The organism is Paenibacillus aurantius, assembly GCF_032268605.1.
GTDB lineage: Bacteria > Bacillota > Bacilli > Paenibacillales > NBRC-103111 > Paenibacillus_AO > Paenibacillus_AO aurantius.
Genome location: NZ_CP130318.1, coordinates 94971 through 116317 on the forward strand (window position 1 = coordinate 94971; position 21347 = coordinate 116317).

A 21347-nucleotide genomic window follows, 5' to 3' on the forward strand; every position below is an offset into this window, starting at 1 on the left:
GACCGGATGGCTTGGATGACGCACCATGTATACTAGGTTTTGCAGGGGAAATTGATCCTTAACATGTAGATAAAGCCTTGGATGGTCTTTGAAAATGAAGCTGAAACAAAAAGTTGAAACTTTTTTTCGAACGCCGCAACTTTTTCGCAACACCGACGTTTAATACTTTGTGATTAGAAAAACGGGAAAGTTCTTCCTTAGCTTCCATGGATGATTTTCTCAAAAATTTTCTTTACGCTGTATATCCGCCATTGTATAATGGCTAGGGTGGCGTTTAGAGACTCTATTTTTCTATCTTTGTTTACAAGTTTCTGCGGTACGAGCTGCAGACTTCATTCTGATAGCAACGCGCTCAACTCTGGGAAGGGGGTGAATCGACAAATGAGGGAAACGAGCTCCAATTTTCTACAAAAAAATAAACAGAACCCGTTAGACAATCAAGGAGGAGAAAAAAAGGTTATGAAGAAAATTTTATCTTTGACTTTGGCCAGCTCCATGGTTGCCAGTGTATTCGCAGGCGTAGCATTCGCTGCTGACCCAGCACTGGACACCCAAGGAAAATACGATGCACTGAAAGCAAAAGGCATCTTTGAAGGTGTAGACGGCGGAGCAGCTGGTCTTGACCAGAACATGACTCGCGCTCAATACGCGAAAATCCTTACCCTGCTTAACGGCTACAGCGAAGACAAAGCAGCTAGCTCGGTCTACAACGACCTGGTAGGCGCTGGTTGGGCTGAAGGCTACATCGGTGCCGTAACGAAGAACAAGCTGATGGACGGAGTGGAAGTAGGCAAGTTCTACCCATCCGCTGACGTTACGATCGAGCAGCTCGCAACCGTACTGGTACGTAACTTTGACCTTCCGTTGTCCACGGATGCCGTTTCCGGCAAAGTGGCTGGCTGGGCTAAAGAATACGTAGCAACGGCTGTTAAATACGGTTTGGTAAGCACCAAATCCGACTACACAGTACCAGCTAAGCGCGCTGACCTGGTTGATTCCACCTACGCGGCTTGGGCTGTTAAGCAAGTAACGGTTAAATCCACTACAATCCTCGACAGCAAAACGGTAGAAGTTCTGTTCAGCGATGACAAGAAAGAAACTGTAGTTCTTGACACTCCGCTTGTAACGGGACAAGAAACGGTAATCGCTGTTCCTCACAACGGATTTATCTACAAAGCTACGGTTAAATTCGACCAAGCTGAAGTATCCAGTGTAACAGTCACTGGTGCTAAGAAGATTGCCGTTAAGTTCAACCAGCCTGTTGATACGACCAAAGTGTCGGCTACGGTAGCCAAGGGTTCCGTGCCAATCAACGTTTCCAAGTCTTCGTTCTCCGATGACAAAATGACGTTGAACCTGGAATTGGCTACTAAGCTGACTAAAGGTGATTACACGGTTTCGGTAGCTGGTATCGCAGCAGCTAACATTAACAAAACGATCTCGGCTGAAGACGAGAAAGTAGCGAAGATTACTATCAACGACAAAGCTTCCTTTGATCGTTCGAACGCTGCTGTTATCCGTACTAACTACAAAGTATTTAACCAATACAATGAGGATGTAACCTCCGCGTATGCTGGTTCCCTGACCCCAACTGTTGGTAAAGGTACTGCCAACATTACTAGCACTGCGGGTGTTATGGAAATTACAGCACCAGTAGGATTGACTTTCTCCCTGGACGAAAAAGTAAATGCTACGCTGCTTCACACGGCTTCCGGCACTTTTGCATCTTCCCTGCTTACTGTTTCTCCAGTTGCTAAAGCAGCAACGATCAAAGTAGAGAAGCTGGTTAATACGGTTGAGGCTGACAAACAGTCCTTGAATGTTAATTCCACAGCTAGCAACTTCAAACTGGTTATTGATGCAAAGGATCAATATGGTAACAACGTACCAGCTAGCGTGCTTGCTCAAGATGTAATCGTTACGGTTACTAATCCGACAATTGCAAGTGTAGCAGGAGGACAAAACACTCCAGCATTCACTGAAGAGACAATTGATGGATCCAAGCGTACGGTACTTGCTCTGGCAAATGGCTATACTGGCAATGTTCAAAACGGATCTTTGCTTGCAGGAACGACTCAAGTTAACATTATCTCCAGAACAACTGGTGATCGTGCTACTTTTGATGTAGTTGTTGCTGACAAAGCAAAAGTAGATACTCTTACGTTGACTGCTCCGGATGTGGCTGCAGCTGGGGAAAAGATTGAAATTCCTTTCACTGCCGTTGACCAGTTCGGTGCCGCTATCACGAAAGATATCACCGATGGAGGCAGCCAAGAAAGCCTGCTTTCCTTGAATGTTTCCGGCTTCACTGGTACTGCAGTTGATGCAATTTACTTTACAAATGACAATGTAAAAGGTGTTTCCAAGCTGATTGTTGACACCAGTGGTGTTACTATCACTCAGTCCACTCCTGTGTATATCAATGCTGTTACGGCTACAGGTAAACTGGCTAGCTTGACCTTTACCCTGCAACCAAATGCAAAAGGTACGGTAGTAACAGGCGTAACGGATCTTAAGAAAGCAGTTGCTATTGGTGGAACTACTTCCGTTCCATTTGACAAAGTAACTCTTCTGGATCAGTACAACCGTGCATGGAAGCTTAATGACACTACTCTTAGTGGTACTAACCCTTACCGTGTAAGTGTGAAAACTTCCGACGCTAGCATTATCCAAGTAGTAGCAGGAAATACTAGCACAACCGAAGCATTTGTAGCCGATGCCAACAGAACAGTAACGTTGTCTGCTGGTAACAATAAAGGAACGGCTACAATTACTTTGAAACTGCAGCAATATGTAGATGGACAATGGAAAGACGTAGCGAACAGTGATTATACAACTACGGTTCGTGCGGTAGAACAAAAAGAAATTTCGAACTATGAAATTGCAGATATTGCAAAAGTGTATGCAAAGCCAGCAACTCCAGCTAATCCGGCTGTCACTGGGGACTACTCTAAGTCGATCACTGTAAATGGCTTGCTGGCAGATGGAACGAAAGTTGCTCTTCCTGTAGATAACCAGTCCTACTACACTGTAACGGTTACTGGATCTACTTACTTGGCTTACAACGCTGGTAAAGTCTCGGCAACATCTGATATCAACCTGGGTGGCACTGATAAAGAAAAGACTTTCCAAGCAGTTGTAACAGGTAATACAAAAGATGGGGCTGTTTCCATTACCAAAGATTTCGTAGTAAGCAATGTTGCTCCAGTTGCTGACAAATTGGAGCTTAGAACGCGGACTAACGCAACTGATGCTACTGCTGGAGTAACTAAGGAAGCCGACGGACTCATCTCTGTAACGACTGCTCAATTGGCTGCATATAGAGCTCAAGGCGGCCTTAATGAATTGGTAGTTGACGCAGTTAAAGTCACTGATCAATATGGTGTTGAGTTGACTACGGCAGCGAAATTCAAGAACATTGTGCCTACTTTCGCAGCTAACAAAAACTTTGGCAATATCAATGCAGTAGACAAGGACTCTTTCAATGTTAACGTCATTACAGATAACGGAAAATCCTTGCTCTTCAAAGTCATCGTTAAGTAATAATCATCACCAAAGAAAGGAGGTCGGGAGAAATCTCGGCCTCTTTTCCTATTTTCTTACACCAGGAGGGTACTAATGAAGAAATGGAAGAAGGTCGGGACGCCGGTGGCCCTGGCCGCTATCTTGTTGACCGGGTATGCCGCTTACAGCCAAGCCGATGGGGCAACCCAGCCGGGGAATGTGGACGATCCTTTGATCACGAAGAGCTACGTCGACCAACAGCTGCAGCAGTTGGTTCAGAAGGAAGTCGCCAAACAAATTCCCAGCACTCCCCCAACCAGCCCAGGAACGGGCGGTGGGTTAATGACCAGCGTCGTGGAACTAAAAGCGGGACAAACCCTAACCCTGAATGCGGGGTCCGAGCTGATTGTCCGTAATGGCAAGACGCTGACGGTAAGCAGCGACGATAACGGAATTCCGGACGTGACGGCCGGAATTGACGTGGCTCCTAACGCGCCGGTACAGATCAATCATTTGTTAATGTTCCCGAGAGAAGGCCGGGGAATCAAGCCGGATCCCCGGGTTAAGCAGGACATCATTTTCGTCATGGTCCGAGGTGGCTTTAAGCTCACGAATGCCGACGGGTCCATCGTCACCCCATAATTTATCCAGCCTGGCATAATCTTATACGGGTAGGTTAGGCCCAAGGAGCCAAACTAGGGATACATCCCAAGGAGGTGTTCCAAGTGGCCAACAACAAGAACAAAGTGGTTCCCCAATCGAAGCAAGCCTTGGACATGCTGAAGTACGAAATCGCCGCTGAACTTGGTCTGCCGGTAGGCAAGCAGGTGTCCGGTTTGTCGGTTGATACGGAATTTGCCACGGAGTTGGGTTCGATTTCGGGCGGATCCTTGAAAGAAGATTATTGGGGCCACATTAGCTCCCGTGACTCGGGCTCCGTAGGCGGGCATATTACACGCCGCTTGATCGAACGCGCCGAAGCCGCTTTGTTTGACTTAACTTAACCCTTAATTAAAGCTTAGAACGGCCAAGGTTCTTGTCGTCATTTTATTAACCGGAATGCCATAATTCTTGTATCCTTTTCGTGGGGAGATCAGCTCCAATAGCATTACCATCCATACAACAAAATCAAACGACCAAACGGTGCTTTCCTCCTTATCCGACAAACGTTATCAGGATTTGACACCTATGGACAATTACAGTACTATGATGTAATGAAGGTCGTGAACACAACCTTTTCCTGGAGGAGAAGGTTGATTTTTTATGGGAGGTTGAGCGGATATGGCATCTTCAAGCGTTCGTCGCTTATTCACGTCAGAATCGGTTACGGAAGGTCACCCGGATAAAATTTGTGACCAAATCTCGGACGCCGTCCTGGACGCATTTCTTGAAAATGATCCCAATGCCCGCGTAGCTTGCGAAGTATCGGTGGCTACCGGATTGGTTCTGGTTATTGGAGAAATCAGTTCCCGTGCCGATTATGTGGATATTTCCGCAATCGCGAGAAACACTATTAAAGAAATCGGGTACACCCGGGCGAAGTATGGGTTTGACCACCAGACTTGTGCCGTTCTTACCTCCCTTAACGAGCAGTCGGCTGACATCGCTCAAGGGGTTAACCAGGCTCTCGAAGCCCGGGAAGGCCAAATGACGGACGAAGAAATCGAAGCGCTCGGCGCGGGCGACCAAGGCTTGATGTTTGGGTTTGCCGTGAACGAAACGCCTGAATATATGCCAATGCCGATTGCCCTGGCTCACCGTCTGTCCCGCCGCTTGTCCGAAGTGCGCAAGAACGGAACCCTGGACTACTTGCGTCCGGACGGCAAAACGCAAGTGACCATCGAGTATGAAGGGGACAAACCGGTGCGTGTCGACACCATCGTCATTTCCACCCAGCATGCGGAAGAAATTTCGCTCGAGCAGATCCAGAAGGACATCAAGGAGCATGTCATTTCCCCTGTGGTGCCTGCGGAATTCCTCGATGATCAGACGAAATACTTCATTAACCCGACCGGCCGCTTCGTTATCGGGGGACCTCAAGGGGATGCCGGCCTGACCGGACGTAAAATCATCGTCGATACATACGGGGGATATGCCCGTCATGGCGGCGGTGCTTTCTCCGGTAAGGATCCGACGAAAGTGGACCGTTCCGCTGCTTATGCCGCCCGTTATGTTGCCAAGAACCTGGTCGCTGCCGGCTTGGCCGACAAGTGCGAAATCCAGCTGGCTTATGCTATCGGGGTGGCCCGTCCGGTCTCGATCGCTGTCGATACGTTCGGTACCGGCAAAGTAAGCGAAGAGAAGCTGGTCGAGCTGATCGAGAAGAACTTCGACCTGCGCTCCGCCGGTATCATCAAGGAGCTTGATCTGCGCCGTCCGATCTATCGTCAAACGGCGGCTTACGGCCATTTTGGCCGCAACGATCTGGATCTTCCTTGGGAGCGCACCGACAAAGCCGAGACGCTTAAAGCGCAAGCTTTCCAAAACGCCTAATTCAACGTCCCCGAGGACGCCGAAGCCCATTTCCAAACGGAAATGGGCTTTTTGTCGTTTTTATGGAGTTCGCCCGATTACGGTCAACAAATTATTGTAAAGAGAAACGTAACTTTTTCCATATAGGTAGAGTCTATATATAGGTAAGGAACACAAAACGATAGAAAGAATCGAAGATTGTAGAGAACGATTCAGAAATTGGAGGAGATTGAAGAAAATGTTTCCGCAAGCAGCCACCAAGACAGCCCCCAAGACTCCACGCCGCATCAAAATCGCCCTCGCTCTGGCGCTGGTCCTACAGACCTTTGCTTGGGTACCCGTTAATGTTATGGCAGCCGAACCCGCCGTTGTCTACCAGGGCGAGGACATCATTACGTCCGGCGCCATTCTTAAAAAATATGATTTTTCCACCGTCCGAAGCGGTTCTACCATTCATACCGATATCAAAGTGATAGAAGTAGCGCTCAACAACCCGCTCGTTAAGCTGGACGTCATGACCGGCAAGAACAACCAGTTTACGAAGAAGCAGTCCGTCAGCGGAATGGCCACGGAAACGGGAGCGGTTGCCGGAGTGAACGGAGACTTCTTCAATACCCAAGCGGAAGGAACGCCGGAAGGGCCGCAGATCAGCAACGGAGAGCTTATGGCGACGCCGCCTTTTCTTCCGGGCCTGTACAGCTTTGCCGTGACGAAAGACAACAAGCCGATCATCGACTTGTTTACCTTTACCGGCTCGGTTAAAGCCCCGGATGGAGCGAGCTATGCTCTCGGCGGCATAAACAAAACCTACTATTGGTTCGAGCCCAGCGGACAGCACAGCATGATCGACGGACTTTTTATGTATACGGATGCCTGGGGACAAATCGACCGTTCCAATGACGGCGTGACGAGCCCGACGGAGGTTCTGGTTCAGAACGGCATCGTTAAAGAGATCGCCCCCGACCGCGTCATTCAAATGATCCCTCCGAGCGACGGCTATATTCTGCGTGCTTCCGGCAAGGCAGCCGAATTCATTACCGGCCATTTCAAGGTAGGAGACAAGATCAACGCGGATTACAGCATCATCGCCCAGGATCCTACCAAAACCTACAACTATAAAGACTTCAAAACCATGATCGGCGGTCATACCATTCTGGTTGATGGCGGCAAGCCGGCCGCGTTCTCGAGGGAGCTGGACGGCTTGGGAGGCTACCGGGCACGGACGGCTCTCGGCTATTCCCAGGACGGCAAGTATGCCTACCTCTTCACGGCGGAAAATTCCGGGGACAGCAAAGGGCTCAGCATGACCGAGCTTCAGCAGGCTATGGTCAAGGTCGGCATCTGGAAAGGGCTTCTACTGGATGGAGGCGGATCCACCCAGATGGTCAGCCGTCCTCTCGGGGAGACGGGCGTTAAACTAGTAACCGAAACAGAAAATGCCCCGACTTACCAGCGTCCCGTGGTCAATGCGGTGGGGGTATGGACGACAGCTCCGAAGGGCCCGGCCCTCGCCGTGAATATTGAAGGAGAGAAAAACCTTCTGATCGGGGAAAAGGCTCCCTACCAGATCAAAGGCTACGACATCTACTACAACCCGCTTCCAATCGGACAAGCGGCGGCTCAATGGTCCAGTACCAGCGGAACGTTTAACGGGAACGTCTTCACCCCGACTGCAAAAGGACCGGCCACGATAACAGCGGTCTCCGGGCAAGCCAAGCAAACGCTGAATGTGAACGTCCTCGGACGGACCGATCTCGAAAGCTTGCGGATTCAAGCCTCGAATACCATTCTGACCCAAGGGGCGGACATCAAGCTATCCCTGGTGGCCAGATTGAAAAACGGGCAGGAACGGACGCTTTCCGGTGATGCTTTCCAATGGGAAGTGAAAGGCTTCAAAGGAGAGGTGCAAGGGGATACGCTGCATGTCGGCGATCTGACGGGAACGACGTCCGGCCAGCTTATTGCCAAATATGACGGCTTCTCGGCCAACCTGGCTATGGCGATCGGAAGCACGCAGGTTTGGGCGGACTTCGATCAGACCAGCCAACCGGTATCCTACCTCGGCTCTTCCGCTGACGTGAAAGGGACGGTAAGCATTGTTCCGGGCCTGTCGGGGCTTCCGGCAACCAACAAAGCCCTGCAGCTGACGTATGACATGACGGCCGGAACCGGAACGAAAGCCGCTTATGTGAAGTTTGGCGACAACGGGCTGCCGGTGAGCGGCAATCCGCAATCCCTTAAATTGAATGTGTTGGGAGACAAGAGCCTTAACTGGCTGCGCGCTGAAATTACGGATGCGGCCGGCACTAGCAAGCTCGTGGATCTAACCCGGGCCATCGACTGGACAGGCTGGAAGCCGGTATCCGCCGATCTGACCGCTTATAATTTTACTTACCCGATTAAGGTGAAGCGAATCTATGTCGCGAATCCGGCCCAAGGCCAGGATGAGAGAGCAGCAACCGGAACGGTTGGCTTCGACGATATCTCGTTCCAGTACAAAACAGCTGCTCCTGTTCTCCCGCTTAACCAGATCAAGCTGCAGATCAACAACCCGAATGTCACGGTGAACGGCAAAACGCTGGGCCTTGCGCCATCCCCTGCTCCTTATCTGACGGCGGGCAACACGATGGTGCCGCTTCGTTTTGTAACGGAAGCGCTTGGTGGAGAAGTGAAGTGGGACAACGACAACCGTAAGGTAATCGTGACGCGGGGAGGCAAGCTTCTCGAGCTGTGGATCGACCAGGTCAACTTGAATGTGAACGGCAAATATGTAACGGCGGAAGTGCCTCCGGTGCTCAAAAACGAAGTCACCATGGTTCCCCTGCGTATTCTGTCGGAGAACCTGGGATGGAAAGTATCCTGGGACCAGGCGACATATACGGTCACCATGGAGTAAAATAGTACTATTATATCACTTCAAACGAGTCGTAATATGATAGAATATAGGACAAAGTACAGCTTAGCGAAGGAGTCCGGATGACTTGCAGGTGGATGCGATCGATAAGGTGATCAAAAATGCGATTGAAGTGATGGAGAGCAGCAAATACCAATTGTTTGAAATTTGCGAGAGTGTCCGGGCGGAACGAGATTCGCTGTACAGAGAACTCCAGCAGGTCATGGAAGAAACTTCGTCTACCATTGACCAAGTGGACAGGCTGGAACTGGAATATAGAAGATCAAGAATCCGGCTTACGGAAGTAAGCCGGGACTTCCATAAGTACAAGGAAGAAGACATTCGGGTGGCGTACGACTCCGCAACCCAGCTTCAGATGCAGCTTACGATTTACCGCGAGAAAGAAACCCACTTGAAATCCAGAAGGGACGATCTCCAGAAACGGGTGAAGAACGTGGACAGGCAGGTGGAACGGGCGGAAAGCCTCGTTTCCCAGATGGACGTGATCCTTGAGTATCTGTCCGGAGACCTGTCGCGGGTCACCCGTATTTTGGAATCGGCGAAGAACCGGCAGCTGCTGGGGCTTAAGATTATTTTGGCCCAGGAAGAAGAAAGGAAGCGAATCGCCCGGGAGATTCATGACGGCTTGGCTCAAACGATGGCGAACGTCGTCCTGCGGACCGAAATATCCGAACGGATGCTCGGGATGCAGCAGTACGATGCCGTTAAGGAAGAGCTCGTGGACTTGAAAGGACAGGTGCGAACCGGGCTGGAGGAAGTCCGCAAGATGATCTTCAATCTGAGGCCCATGGCCCTGGATGATCTCGGACTGGTGCCGACGCTTCGCCGCTTTGTTCAGGATTATGAAGACAAGACCCGTATCCGGACCCAATTTGACTTCTATGGCAAAGAAACCCGCTTACCCTCCGGAATGGAAGTGGCGATATACCGCTTGATTCAGGAGGCTTTTTCCAATGTGATGAAGCATGCGGAAGCATCCTTTATCTCTCTCGAGGTCACCTTTACGAAAGAAACCGTGCTGATTGTCGTCCGCGACAACGGCAAGGGCTTTGATGTCGAGTTAGTGGAAGCCAAGATCAGCAAAGGAACCAACTTCGGGTTAATGGGCATGCGGGAAAGGATCGAGCTGCTGGAGGGACGTATGCAATTCGAATCCAGTCAGGAGGGCGGTACGAAGATCACCATGCAAATTCCGATTAAACCGGAGACGAGAGAGGAGTAAAGGAATGCCAATGACAGCAGGAGCTAAGAAAACAGTTAGATTGGTGCTGGCGGACGATCATCAGCTTTTTCGAGAGGGCGTCAAGCGGATCATCAACATGGAGAACGACCTGGAAGTGGTAGGGGAGTGCGGGGACGGCATTCAGATCATTGAGCTCTGCAACCAGCTTCGGCCGGATATCGTTCTGATGGACATCAACATGCCGGTGGAGAACGGAGTCGCGGCAACCGAGAAGCTGAAAGAGATCTTCCCGGCGATCAAGGTCATTATCCTTTCCATTCATGATGATGAGAGCTATGTGTTCGAGACGCTTCGCAAAGGCGCTTCCGGTTACCTGCTTAAGGATATGGAAGCCGAGTCGCTCATCAATGCCATCCGCTCCGTTGTTTCCGGGTATGCCTACATTCACCCCAAGGTAACGGGCAAGCTCATCAACCAGCTTCGCCGGATGACCTATCTCGACGAACGCGGGGTCATGAGCGGCGAACAGGCCATGAAGGAAGCCGGAGTCAAGTATATACATACGCCGAACTCTCCGCTGACCAAACGGGAAGCCGAAGTGCTGCGTTTGATGGCAGAGGGCAAAAGCAACAAGCTGATCGGGGAAGTGCTCTTCATCAGCGAGAAAACGGTCAAGAACCACGTCAGCAGCATTCTGCAGAAGATGGAAGTGGAAGACCGCACCCAAGCGGTTATTATCTCCATCAAGAACGGCTGGGTTACCCTGTAAGGGCCGTAAACCTTAGACGGGGTTGGCCCAATAGTGTCCACCTTTAGGGGCTTGTCCTGCGGATCAGGATTCAAGCCGGGCCGAAAAGAAGACTTTCTCATACGGAGCCTCCGTTCCCGCATTTGCAAATTTCCGCTTTCTCCTTGTCCCAAGTGGACACATTCCTTGGAACTCTGGGCATCCTTGCGGCATATACTATCTCAAAGGAGGTAGCCGCGATGATGATGGGAATCTTGCTGATCGTCGGGATCTACGGACTGTGCGCTGCAATCATCCATACGGTTCATTACATCCGGCACAAAGCCGGCCGGCCGCGTGCCATACATCTCGTTCTAATCGCCAAAAACAATGCCAGCCATATGGAATGGTATTTGTATTCCTTCTTGTTCTTCTCCTGGCTGAGGGGACGGCTCGCCGATGTGACCGTGTTCGATAACGGCTCCACCGACGATACGTGCGCCATAGTCCGGAAGGTCGCAAGGGGAAGGCCTTATATCCGGTTATACGAGTCCACTCGGGAACTGGATCGCTTTCTTGAGGAACATGACCAACAGCCTATGCTTCTGCTTCACCTGGACCAGGTGAACCTCAATCCCGAGCAGGCCCTGCATTTGTGGTAAACGCTTACAATAAATGGGAAAAGGGAGAGGCTCCTTGAAGGCAACTGTCTATGCCGTAAGAAGAAGCGGCCGGTGGTCCTGGAACGCATCCTTGGACATTCGGGTCGATCAAAGGTTTTGGTTCCGCCAAGGTGCCGGCACCGGCATGATCGGGCTCGAACCAAATCTGTCCTGGGGACAAGCCCTTTGGCTCCAAAAAGCCTTGGAAGAGGCAAGGTTTCAGCCAAAGGACCTCAACGAAGTGAGGAGGGAATTCGCGGCACGTTTGATTCAGCTTGGCCTAACCGAAAAGGCGTCAGAAGCACTGAAGCCTGTTTTCTTATCCGGCGACCGGATGGAGAAAACAGGCTTCGCTGCGTTCAGCGAAGAGGAAGCGAGGGCCGAGCAGGCGCTGGCCGCCCGGCTGGCGGAGCCGATGCGCGGGCGCTCCCTGCTCCTGGAGGAGCTTGTTCGTCTGCTTGCGGACGAAGGGAAAGGGGCCGACGGCCTGGTGTCGGCCCTGCAGCTTGCCGCGCTCGAAGGGAGGGTGCGGCTCGCCGCCGGGGTGGACCGGATCGACCGCCGTTTCCTGTGGCGGTCGACGGTTCAGTTCCGCTGCCGCCGATGCGGAAGCGGAGAGGAGGGCATGAACGTCAGTGAATGTCCCTACTGCGGCGGGCCGTGCCCGTACTGCGAGCGCTGCCTGACCATGGGCAGGGCACGGTTCTGTGCCCTGCTCGTGGAAGGAGCGGCGGCGGAGCGCGGGAGGGCGGCGGGAACGGAGGCGGCACAGGTCCGGGAGGCTGGCGCAGGTGCTGCTTCGGCTGCGGGGCCGAAGGGGCCCTGGGCGGGCCATCCGCGCAGCACTGCCATGCCGGCTACCGCTGCTCCGGCGCGAGCGCCGCAAGGCATTGCCTACGCCCGCGCCGGTCTCTTGCCGGATGACGAAACGGCTATCACCGGGCGGCTGTGGGGCTTAAGCCCGGCCCAGACGGGGGCGGCGCAGGCGGGCCTGGCTTTCCTGCGGGAGAGCGCCGCCCGCCAAGCCGCTGGGGGAGCGGCCAAGCCCCGTTTCCTCATCTGGGCTGTGACGGGAGCCGGCAAGACGGAGATGATCTTCCCGCTGATTGAGTACGAGGTGAACCGCGGCCGCACCGTCTGCGTGGCCACGCCGAGGCGCGATGTGGTGCTGGAGCTGCTGCCCCGTATCCGCCGGGCGTTTCCGGACAACACGGTCGTGGCTTTGTACGGCGGAAGCCCGAACAAATGGGAAAGGGGCGAGATTACGCTCGCCACTACGCATCAGCTGATGCGGTTCCGGGAGAGCTTCGATCTGGTCGTCATCGATGAGCTCGATGCCTTTCCTTACCACAACAACGATCAGCTGCAGTATGCGGCTCTTCAGGCGGCCAAGCCGGCGGGACGATACATTTTTCTATCGGCGACACCGCCGGCAGCTTTGCAGAGGGAGATTCGGAAGGGGAAGCTTCCCCACGCCAAAGTACCGGTTCGCTACCACCGTCACCCCCTCCCCGTTCCGGTTCTGCTGCGGTTGAAGCCGCTACGGAGCTTTGCCGGAGGAGGCCCTCTGCCGGTCAAGCTGGTGCAGACGATTCAGGCCTCTCTGGACCGGGGAGCCCAGCTGTTCGTCTTTGTTCCGCAGATCAAGCTGGTCGACCCCTTGGTCGCTCTGCTGCAGAGAAGCTTTCCCCAGCATGTCGTAGGCGGAACCTCCTCCAAGGATGCGGAGCGAACGGAGAAGGTGGTCGATTTCCGCCAGGGCCGCATTCGGATGCTCGTCACCACCACCATCCTGGAACGGGGAGTAACGGTGCCGAAGACCGACGTTGTGATCCTCGACGCGGGTTCTCCCCTGTTTGATGAAGCCGCCTTGGTCCAAATGGCGGGCCGGGCCGGCCGGTCCAAGGATGACCCGAAGGGGCGGGTGTATTATGCCGCTGCAGAGGTAACGGGATCGCAGGCCGGCGCCATTCGTCAGATCACCCGCATGAACCGAATCGCCCGTCAGGAGTGCTACCTGCTTCCCGAGGAGGAGAGAACATGAACCATAACCAAAGCAAGGCGGGAGCGGGCCTCTGGTTGCAGCGAATGAAGCATTTCATCGAAGGTACCAGCCGCATGCTGGCCCCTTCCCGCCGCGAATGCCTCATCTGCCATTCCCCCATCCAGGGAGAGCCGCCCCCGCTTGGCCTGTGCCGGGGGTGCTTCGGGCAAATTCCCTGGATTACGGACATTCGCTGCCCCATGTGCGGCCGTTATGAGGAGTGCCACGACTGCAAGCGGCGGGAAGAGGCATTTTTCCGCTGCAGCCGGAGTGCGGTCCGGTACAACGAACTGATGAAGGAGTGGCTCGCCCTTTACAAATACCGGGGGCAGGAGAAGCTTCTTCCTGTTTTCGGAGGGATGCTGTATCACGGCTACAGCAAGCTGCTTCAGAGCGGGGAGTGGAACGGCGAAGCCCCCGACCTGATCACCTTCACCCCGGTTAACGAGCAGCGTCTCTTGGAACGCGGCTTCAACCAGGCCGAACAGCTGGCCCGGCATCTGGGCCGGGAGGTTAAGCGGCCGGTCGTTCCGCTGCTGAGACGGGTCCGCTATACCGGGAAGCAGAGTTTCAAGACCCGGGCGGAGCGACTGGCGGATCTCGCGGGGGCTTTTTCCCTGGAAGAAGAAGCGGTTCGGAGGCTGAGGGCTGGCCATCATGGCAGTCCGCTTCGGATCGTCCTGGTGGACGACATCTACACGACGGGGAGCACACTTAACCAATGCTCGGCTGTCATCTGCTCGGCCCTCCCGGCAGAAGTCTATGGTTTGGCCTGGGCCAGGTAACCCGGATAGTAGGTAAATATATACAAACCCGCCGCGTTTGCTGTACACTATAGGCAGCCGGAAGGCTGCCTTGTCCGGCTTTACGCCGGAGTCCTTTTTCAAAAGGCGGCGGTTGAGGGCGAAACCGTAATTATGACGAATAGGGAATATAGAAGCAGGGGGCTTGATTTCATGAGCTTAAATGTTGACAACTGTCCGCGCTGCGGAAAAATGTACCAGAAGAACCCTAGAGACCTGTGTCCGTCCTGCATCAAGGAAATGGACCTCCAATACGAGAAATGCATCGCCCACTTGCGGGCCAACCGGGGAATCGACCTCCAGGAGCTGAGCGAAGCGACCGAGGTGCCGGTCCGGCAGATCATCAAGTTTATCCGCGAGGGACGCATTTCCATTATCAACACGCCGAATATCCATTACCCTTGCGAGGTATGCGGAGGCCCGATCCGGGACCAGGCCATCTGCGATTCCTGCCGGCAGCGCCTTTCGAAGGAAGTCTCCAACACGCTGGAGGACGAGAAGAGACGGGAAGAGCTTCGGCGGCAGCAGAACCAGACGGGCTTTAACATCAGCGAACGGCTGAGGGACCGATAACGCTTTTTTTCGACAAAAAGGCCACGCTTCGTATGGGACCGTGGTCTCGTCTCTACCCTTCGGCAGCGGCGGAACGGCCGCCGGATAAGGAACATGTACCCAATTTCGCAAGATCATCTAACATATAAGGATTCAGCTGCCGATAATAGGAGTAAGGATTATCGGTGTTTTTTATTTATAACCGAATGAGGTGAACTGACCATGAAAATTAACGAAACTCCAAGAGTAGGAAACGTTAACCCCTATAAGAGACAGCAGCAGGAGGCCCGAGAGGCCCTGACGACCGGAAAGAAGGGGAAAGCGAAGGACGAGGTGCAGATATCCGCGGAGGCCAAGGAGCTCCAGGAAGCTCACGGGACCCAGCAGAGCGCCGAGCTGCGCAGCAAACGGATCGCTGAGCTGAAGCAGGCGGTCAGCACCGGAACGTATCATGTGGATGCCGGCAAAATTGCCGAAAAGCTTCTCCCTTACATCAAGTAAACGCAAACCATAAAGAAATCAGGTGAACCCGCATGGCGCTTCAAGGATTAATCGAATCGATGGAGAAACTGACCGCCCTCCACGGCATGCTGATCGAGCTCGGCAAGCAGAAAACAAGCGTCCTCGTCCATAACGAGGTGGAGCAGCTCAACCGGCTGGTCCAGCAGGAATCCCAGCTGGTCCGGCAGATCACGGAATGGAACGGCAAGCGGGAGGCGGCGGTCATGGAGTTCCTGCTTCACAAAGGCTTCCGGCCGAGCCCGAACGTGACCGTAAGCGAGCTAACGAAGCTGATTTTTAACGCGGAGGAGAAGCAGACCGTGCTGAACCTTCAGCAGCTCCTGTTGGGCCGGATTACCGAGCTCCGCCAGCTGAATGCGGTCAACCAGCAGCTGATCGAGCAGTCCCTGGCTTTTATCGATTACTCCTTGGATGTCGTGCTCGGTCCCCCGGAGGACGAGGCGGTTTACCGCAACCCGATGCAGCAGACCTCCCGTGCGAAGCGCAACGGTTATTTTGATACAAGAGCATAGGGCCGCCGTCCGGCCGCAGGAAGGAAGTACCGCATGAGATCAACTTTTCACAGTCTGGAAATATCCAAGAGGGCGTTGTTCACCCAGCAGGCCGCTCTTTCCACCACGGGGCACAACATTGCCAACGCCAATACGGAGGGCTATTCCCGTCAGGTCGTCAACATGAAGGCGGCGCGTCCGATCGAAGCGGTAGGGCTTTCCCATTCCACGGCACCGGGTCAGCTCGGCATGGGGGTCGAATTCGATTCGATCACCCGGATCCGCGAGAAGTTTCTGGACGATCAGTTCCGCAACGAGAACAAATCCTTGGGCAGCTGGTCGGTCCGGCAGGATACGCTCGAGAAGCTGGAGACGATCATCGCCGAGCCTTCGGAAACGGGGATTCGTACGGTCGTCAACAATTTCTTCAAAGCGTGGTCCGATCTCAGCAAGGACCCGGAAAAAACCGACGGCCGCAAAATTGTCCGGGAAGCCGCCATGGCCATGGCCGATGCCTTCAATACGACGAGCCGCCAGTTGGAGGACCTGAAGGGGGATCTTACGGCGAACATTAACGTCACAATCAGCCAGGTGAACACCCAGATCGATTCGATCTCCCGGCTGAATGCCGAAATCCAGCGGGTCGAAGGCTTGGGAGACAACGCCAATGACCTGAGGGACCAGCGGGACCTGCTGACGGATCAGCTTTCGAAGATCGTTAACATTCAGGTGCAGGATTCCCCCCAAGGCTATACGATCACGATGGGATCGGTTGCTCTGGTCGAGGGAGCGCAGGCAACGCCGTTAACGGCAGATTCCGTCAGTGCCGCCTATGGGTCCGGTGCTCTGAACAATGGAGAAATCCATGGAATGATTCTTTCCCGGGACAAGTACGTCGCCGATTACCAGAACCAGATCGATACGCTCGTTAACACTATTGCCAACGGAGAGATCGAGGTGACGATCCCGAAGGGTTCCGTTCTCCCCAACAACACGGTTCTCGGCAATAAAACCTACACCGGTGCGGACCGTGAGCTCAAGGAAGACCTGACGGTGAAGGTCAACGGCCTAAACGGGCTGCACAAGCTCGGATATATCTTCAGCGATACGCCGACGGCGGCGGGAGATTTCTTCACCGGGACGACCGGAACGACCTTTCAAGTGAATCCGGATATCGTCAATAACCCGAACCTGATCGCCACTTCGCTGCGGACTACGGGAACCGGTACATCCGATACGGTGATCAAAGGAAACAATACGATGGCGCTGCTCATCTCCGGCTTGACCAACACCAAGTTTACGTTTCCGGCCGCCGTTGCCGGTACCCCGGACACGAAAGCAACGATGGACGACTTTTTCCGTTCTACAGTAGGCCAGTTGGGCGTGCAAACCCAGGAGGCCACCCGCCAGGCGGGCAATCAGAAGGTCCTCACCGACCAGGTGGATTCCCGAAGACAATCCGTCAGCCAGGTGTCTCTGGACGAGGAAATGTCCAACATGATCAAGTTCCAGCATGCTTACAATGCGGCGGCACGCGCCATGACCACGTTCGACGAAATGCTGGACAAGGTCATCAACAGCATGGGAGTCGTAGGCAGATAACGGCTGCCTTATCAAGCTGACAAAAGGTGGATAAGAAATGCCCTATAGAGTAACGCAAGGTATGATGAGCAGCCAGCTCATGCGCAACCTGAACGCCAACCTGCACCGGATGGACAAATGGCAGAACCAGATGTCGACCGGACGCAAAATCAATGCTCCTTCGGACGATCCCGTCGGCATTACCTTCTCTATGCGCTACCGCAGCGAGCTGACGGCCAACGACCAGTACCAGCGCAACGTGGACAGCGCCGTCTCCTGGCTGGATTACACGGATACGACGATGAATCAGGCAGGGAGTGTCCTGCAGCGGCTTAGGGAGCTAGCGGTAAATGGCTCAAACGGAACCAACCCGGACACCGCCATGAAGTCCATTCAGAGCGAAGTGGGCGAGCTGTACAACCAGATGATCGATATCGCCAACTCGACGTTTAATGGGAAGGCGGTCTTTAACGGCCAGAACACGACCCAAGCTCCGTACCCCAAGACGGGAATTGCGGATCTGGACCTGTCGACGCTTAAGCCGGCGGATTCCGGCGAGATCAAGTACGAGGTCGGAGCGGGGATCAAGATGCCGATCAACGTCAACGGTAATGAAGTGTTCGGCGGGACGACCGAGACGGACAGCATTTTTCAAATATTCAAGGAGCTTCATACGGCCCTGGGCAGCAGTGATTATTCGGCGGTCTCTTCCCTCATCGGAAAGATTGACAGCCGCAACGATAAGTTTCTGGAAACCCGCTCCCAGGTAGGGGCACGGATGAACCGGATCGACCTGATTCAGGGGCGGCTGGCGGACATCAACATTAACCTCCAGAGCCTTCAGTCCAAGACCGAGGACGCCGATATGGCGGAGGTTATCACCAACATGAAGATGGATGAGAACGTCTACCAAGCCTCCTTGTCCGTCGGCTCCAAGCTCATTCAGCCGAGCCTGGTGGACTTCCTGAGATAGGAGGGGACGGCCGTGGTTTCCATTCCTCAGCTTCAAATTCGCCAGCAGTACGGCCGTATTGGGATTGACGCGGATCCGGGCCGGCAGAGCATCGAACAGCCGAAGGCCGAGGTGCAGATCCGGACCACGCCGGCTAAGCTGGATATCCATTCCCCACAAGGCGAGCTGGAGATTGACCAGAGCCGGGCGTGGGACGCTCTTGGCAAGGGCAATATCCTGGAGTCGATGCAGCGCATCTATTCCCAGGCCCACGAGATCCTGCTGCAGGGGATTGCTCACCGGGTGGAGTACGGCAACCGCCTGGCGGACATCTCCAAACCCGGCAATCCCATTGCCGACAATGCCGAGCAGGAGGCGTATCATTTTCCCGAGTTCGATTATTATGGTCCGGCTTCCATGGATAACGTGGACATAAGGTATACCGCCCACAAGCCCGAGATTCAGGTGACGGAAGGCCGCGTGGATATCAACGTGATCCCTCATAAGCCGATCATCGAGTACACGAGAGGGAAGCTGGACATTTACATGCAGCAGTACCCCAAGGTGGAGTATATTCCGCCTATCATTGATACCGTTAGGTAGTTTTTTTTCCATAGAAGAGGCCGGGCAGGACGGGGATTCTCCGTCTTTTTTGGCTTTTTTCGACAAAAGGGCAGGAAACCTTGGTTTTCTTGTAGAAAACCCCATGAGGAAACAACCCGCTTAAGAGAGGATGAGGGACGTGCTAGTAACCACCCGTTGGTTTGGTGACATAGAGGTGCAGGAAGACGAAATCTTTACTTTTCCGCAGGGGCTTCCGGGGTTTCCGGACCATCAGCGGTTTATGATCATTCGCAACGAGGGAGAGATTCCGGTTTCTTACCTTCAGTCGGTGGACGAGGGAGAGCTGGCGTTTATTCTCGCCGACCCGTTCTACTTCTTCCCGGGGTACCAGGTGGAGCTGACCGAGGGGATGAAAGAGGAGCTGGGTATGCCCGAACCCGAGGATCTTGTCATTATGGTAATGCTTTCGGTACCGGATTCCCTGGAGGACGCCACCGCCAATCTGCTCGCCCCCCTGGCCATTCATACGAAGACCCGAACCGGCAAGCAGCTCGTCCTTCACCAGTCGGAGTACAAGACAAAGCATAAGCTCATTCCCGAGAACCAAGGAGGCTGAACCCGATGCTAGTTCTATCCAGGAAAAAGGGAGAGTCGATCATGATCGGCGAAGGAATCGAGCTGATCGTCCTCGGCACCGAAGGTGATACGGTCAAAATCGGCATTAATGCGCCGAAGCAGGTGGAGGTTTACCGCAAGGAAGTGTACCTTGCGATCCAGCAATCCAACCGGGAAGCTTCCCGGAGCAGCTTGATTGGACGGGATTTAAGTGGGTTAATACGTAAAACGGAGAAATAAGGAGATAAGTAGGGTATTAAAGTAGAATAGAAGAGGAATTATGTGAAAATGGGTCAATTTTGGCCAAATTAGGTTGTTTCCTCTCATATCAAGCCCTCCCGGTTTTAACGATATATCTATCATAAGGAATTCAGTCGGGCGGCCGATCGACTGAAGCTCCTGGTCCACATGGAAGTGGAGAACTTTACTCAGGGAGGAATTATTGAAATGAGAATTAACCACAACATCTCTTCGTTGAACACGTACCGTCAGCTGAGCAACAACTCTGCAGCAACTAGCAAGAACATTGAAAAACTGTCTTCCGGTCTTCGTATCAACCGTGCTGGTGACGACGCCGCTGGTCTGGCAATTTCCGAGAAAATGCGTGGACAAATCCGTGGTTTGGACATGGCTTCCAAGAACTCGCAGGACGGCATCTCTTTGATTCAAACTGCTGAAGGTGCTTTGAACGAAACTCACTCCATTCTTCAGCGTATGCGCGAGCTGGCAGTTCAATCTGCGAGTGATACTAATACAAACACAGATCGTGGAGAAATCCAAAAAGAAATTGATCAGTTAGTAACTGAAATTGACCGTATTTCTACTACTACTGAGTTTAACACCAAAAAACTGGTTGATGGATCGTTTAACGGAACTTTCCAGATTGGTGCGAATGAAAATCAGACCATGAATCTTGCAATCAATGAAATGGGAGCTGCTAGTCTAGGGTTAGCTTCTGGAGTTGAGGTAGCTGCTGGTGTAGTTGGCGGTACAGCAGGTGCAACTTTAACAGCTGGGTCATATACTGTTAAAGGTACAGACCTTCTTGATGCCAGTGGACAAAAAGTGGCTTCCCTGGCTACTAATGTCGCGACAACAGCTGGAGGTGGAACTTACACTTTTGCAAAAGCTGCAGCTTTAAATGATGGCGATAAGATTGTTATTGACTCTGCGGGTGCCGCAAAACTCACTAAAAATCTTGAATCTGGCCAAACAAATAGCAAACTTGCACCAGGCTCATATAGTTTTGTAGGTTCAGACGTTTTTAAAGACAATGTAAAAATCGGTACTTTTGCAACATCTGTTATTACATTTACAGACACAACAAAAGGAACTATGGATTTAGCAACTGTTTTTGGGTTAGCTAACCCAGCTGCCGGTGACAAGATTGTAGTTAAAGGTGTAGATGTATCTAGCCGAGAACAAGCTGCTTCTACTATTTCTGTTGTTAATAATGCATTGGAGAAGGTATCTTCTGAACGCTCCAAACTTGGTGCTGTTCAAAACCGTCTGGAACACACAATTAACAACCTGAATACTTCTTCCGAGAACCTGACTGCGGCTGAGTCCCGTATCCGCGATACCGACATGGCGAAAGAAATGATGGAGCAAACGAAGAACAACATCCTGGCTCAAGCAGCTCAAGCTATGCTTGCTCAAGCCAACCAACAACCGCAAGGCGTTCTACAGCTTCTCCGTTAATATCGACAAAGCTAAATGCTCTAGGGCCCTGGATTATTCCAGGGTCTATTTTTTGTTCTA

The 21347-nt window shown here is 53.0% G+C and carries 19 protein-coding genes; all 19 read left to right on the plus strand.

Features of this window, described 5'->3' with window-relative positions:
- Nucleotides 1-459: 459 nt before the first annotated feature.
- A complete protein-coding gene (locus MJA45_RS00460; RefSeq protein ID WP_315605363.1) occupies nt 460-3543 on the plus strand; it encodes an S-layer homology domain-containing protein in 3084 nt (1027 codons plus the stop codon).
- 75 nt (nt 3544-3618) lie between these two features.
- Entirely contained in the window at nt 3619-4146 is a 528-nt protein-coding gene (locus MJA45_RS00465; protein ID WP_315605364.1) for a hypothetical protein, read from the plus strand.
- A gap of 83 nt (nt 4147-4229) precedes the next feature.
- Nucleotides 4230-4508, plus strand: a complete 279-nt coding sequence (locus MJA45_RS00470; protein ID WP_315605365.1) for an alpha/beta-type small acid-soluble spore protein — start codon at nt 4230-4232, stop codon at nt 4506-4508.
- A 277-nt stretch (nt 4509-4785) separates the two neighbouring features.
- Entirely contained in the window at nt 4786-5997 is a 1212-nt protein-coding gene (metK, locus tag MJA45_RS00475; RefSeq protein WP_315605366.1) for a methionine adenosyltransferase, read from the plus strand.
- A 217-nt stretch (nt 5998-6214) separates the two neighbouring features.
- The gene (locus MJA45_RS00480; RefSeq protein WP_315605367.1) at nt 6215-8872 is read left to right on the plus strand and encodes a stalk domain-containing protein; all 2658 of its coding nucleotides are present in this window, start codon (nt 6215-6217) and stop codon (nt 8870-8872) included.
- A gap of 85 nt (nt 8873-8957) precedes the next feature.
- Nucleotides 8958-10112, plus strand: a complete 1155-nt coding sequence (locus MJA45_RS00485) for a sensor histidine kinase (protein ID WP_315605368.1) — start codon at nt 8958-8960, stop codon at nt 10110-10112.
- A 4-nt stretch (nt 10113-10116) separates the two neighbouring features.
- Nucleotides 10117-10842 (plus strand): response regulator, encoded by a 726-nt coding sequence (locus MJA45_RS00490; RefSeq protein ID WP_315605369.1) that lies wholly within the window; start codon nt 10117-10119, stop codon nt 10840-10842.
- Between the two features lie 218 nt (nt 10843-11060).
- On the plus strand, nt 11061-11462 hold the full coding sequence (locus MJA45_RS00495) for a glycosyltransferase family 2 protein (protein WP_315605370.1): 402 nt from the start codon (nt 11061-11063) through the stop codon (nt 11460-11462).
- A gap of 34 nt (nt 11463-11496) precedes the next feature.
- On the plus strand, nt 11497-13506 hold the full coding sequence (locus MJA45_RS00500; RefSeq protein ID WP_315605371.1) for an ATP-dependent helicase ComFA: 2010 nt from the start codon (nt 11497-11499) through the stop codon (nt 13504-13506).
- Nucleotides 13503-14291, plus strand: a complete 789-nt coding sequence (locus tag MJA45_RS00505) for a ComFC family protein (protein ID WP_315605372.1) — start codon at nt 13503-13505, stop codon at nt 14289-14291. Before MJA45_RS00500 ends, MJA45_RS00505 begins: the two co-directional genes overlap by 4 nt.
- A gap of 171 nt (nt 14292-14462) precedes the next feature.
- Complete coding sequence (locus MJA45_RS00510; protein ID WP_315605373.1) at nt 14463-14882, plus strand: flagellar protein; 420 nt, start codon at nt 14463-14465, stop codon at nt 14880-14882.
- 201 nt (nt 14883-15083) lie between these two features.
- A complete protein-coding gene (flgM, locus tag MJA45_RS00515) occupies nt 15084-15362 on the plus strand; it encodes a flagellar biosynthesis anti-sigma factor FlgM (protein WP_315605374.1) in 279 nt (92 codons plus the stop codon).
- A 32-nt stretch (nt 15363-15394) separates the two neighbouring features.
- On the plus strand, nt 15395-15895 hold the full coding sequence (locus MJA45_RS00520; RefSeq protein ID WP_315605375.1) for a flagellar protein FlgN: 501 nt from the start codon (nt 15395-15397) through the stop codon (nt 15893-15895).
- 33 nt (nt 15896-15928) lie between these two features.
- Nucleotides 15929-17476, plus strand: coding sequence for a flagellar hook-associated protein FlgK (flgK, locus tag MJA45_RS00525; protein ID WP_315605376.1), 1548 nt, complete (start codon nt 15929-15931; stop codon nt 17474-17476).
- Between the two features lie 37 nt (nt 17477-17513).
- Nucleotides 17514-18428, plus strand: coding sequence for a flagellar hook-associated protein FlgL (gene flgL, locus MJA45_RS00530; protein ID WP_315605377.1), 915 nt, complete (start codon nt 17514-17516; stop codon nt 18426-18428).
- Nucleotides 18429-18440: 12 nt separating this feature from the next.
- Nucleotides 18441-19010 carry a DUF6470 family protein gene (locus MJA45_RS00535; protein WP_315605378.1) on the plus strand — a complete coding sequence of 190 codons (570 nt, stop codon included), beginning with the start codon at nt 18441-18443 and terminating at the stop codon, nt 19008-19010.
- A 139-nt stretch (nt 19011-19149) separates the two neighbouring features.
- The gene (gene fliW, locus MJA45_RS00540) at nt 19150-19587 is read left to right on the plus strand and encodes a flagellar assembly protein FliW (protein WP_315605379.1); all 438 of its coding nucleotides are present in this window, start codon (nt 19150-19152) and stop codon (nt 19585-19587) included.
- A gap of 5 nt (nt 19588-19592) precedes the next feature.
- Complete coding sequence (gene csrA / locus MJA45_RS00545; RefSeq protein WP_315605380.1) at nt 19593-19826, plus strand: carbon storage regulator CsrA; 234 nt, start codon at nt 19593-19595, stop codon at nt 19824-19826.
- 207 nt (nt 19827-20033) lie between these two features.
- Nucleotides 20034-21287, plus strand: a complete 1254-nt coding sequence (locus MJA45_RS00550; RefSeq protein ID WP_315607910.1) for a flagellin N-terminal helical domain-containing protein — start codon at nt 20034-20036, stop codon at nt 21285-21287.
- The last annotated feature ends 60 nt before the right edge of the window (nt 21288-21347 follow it).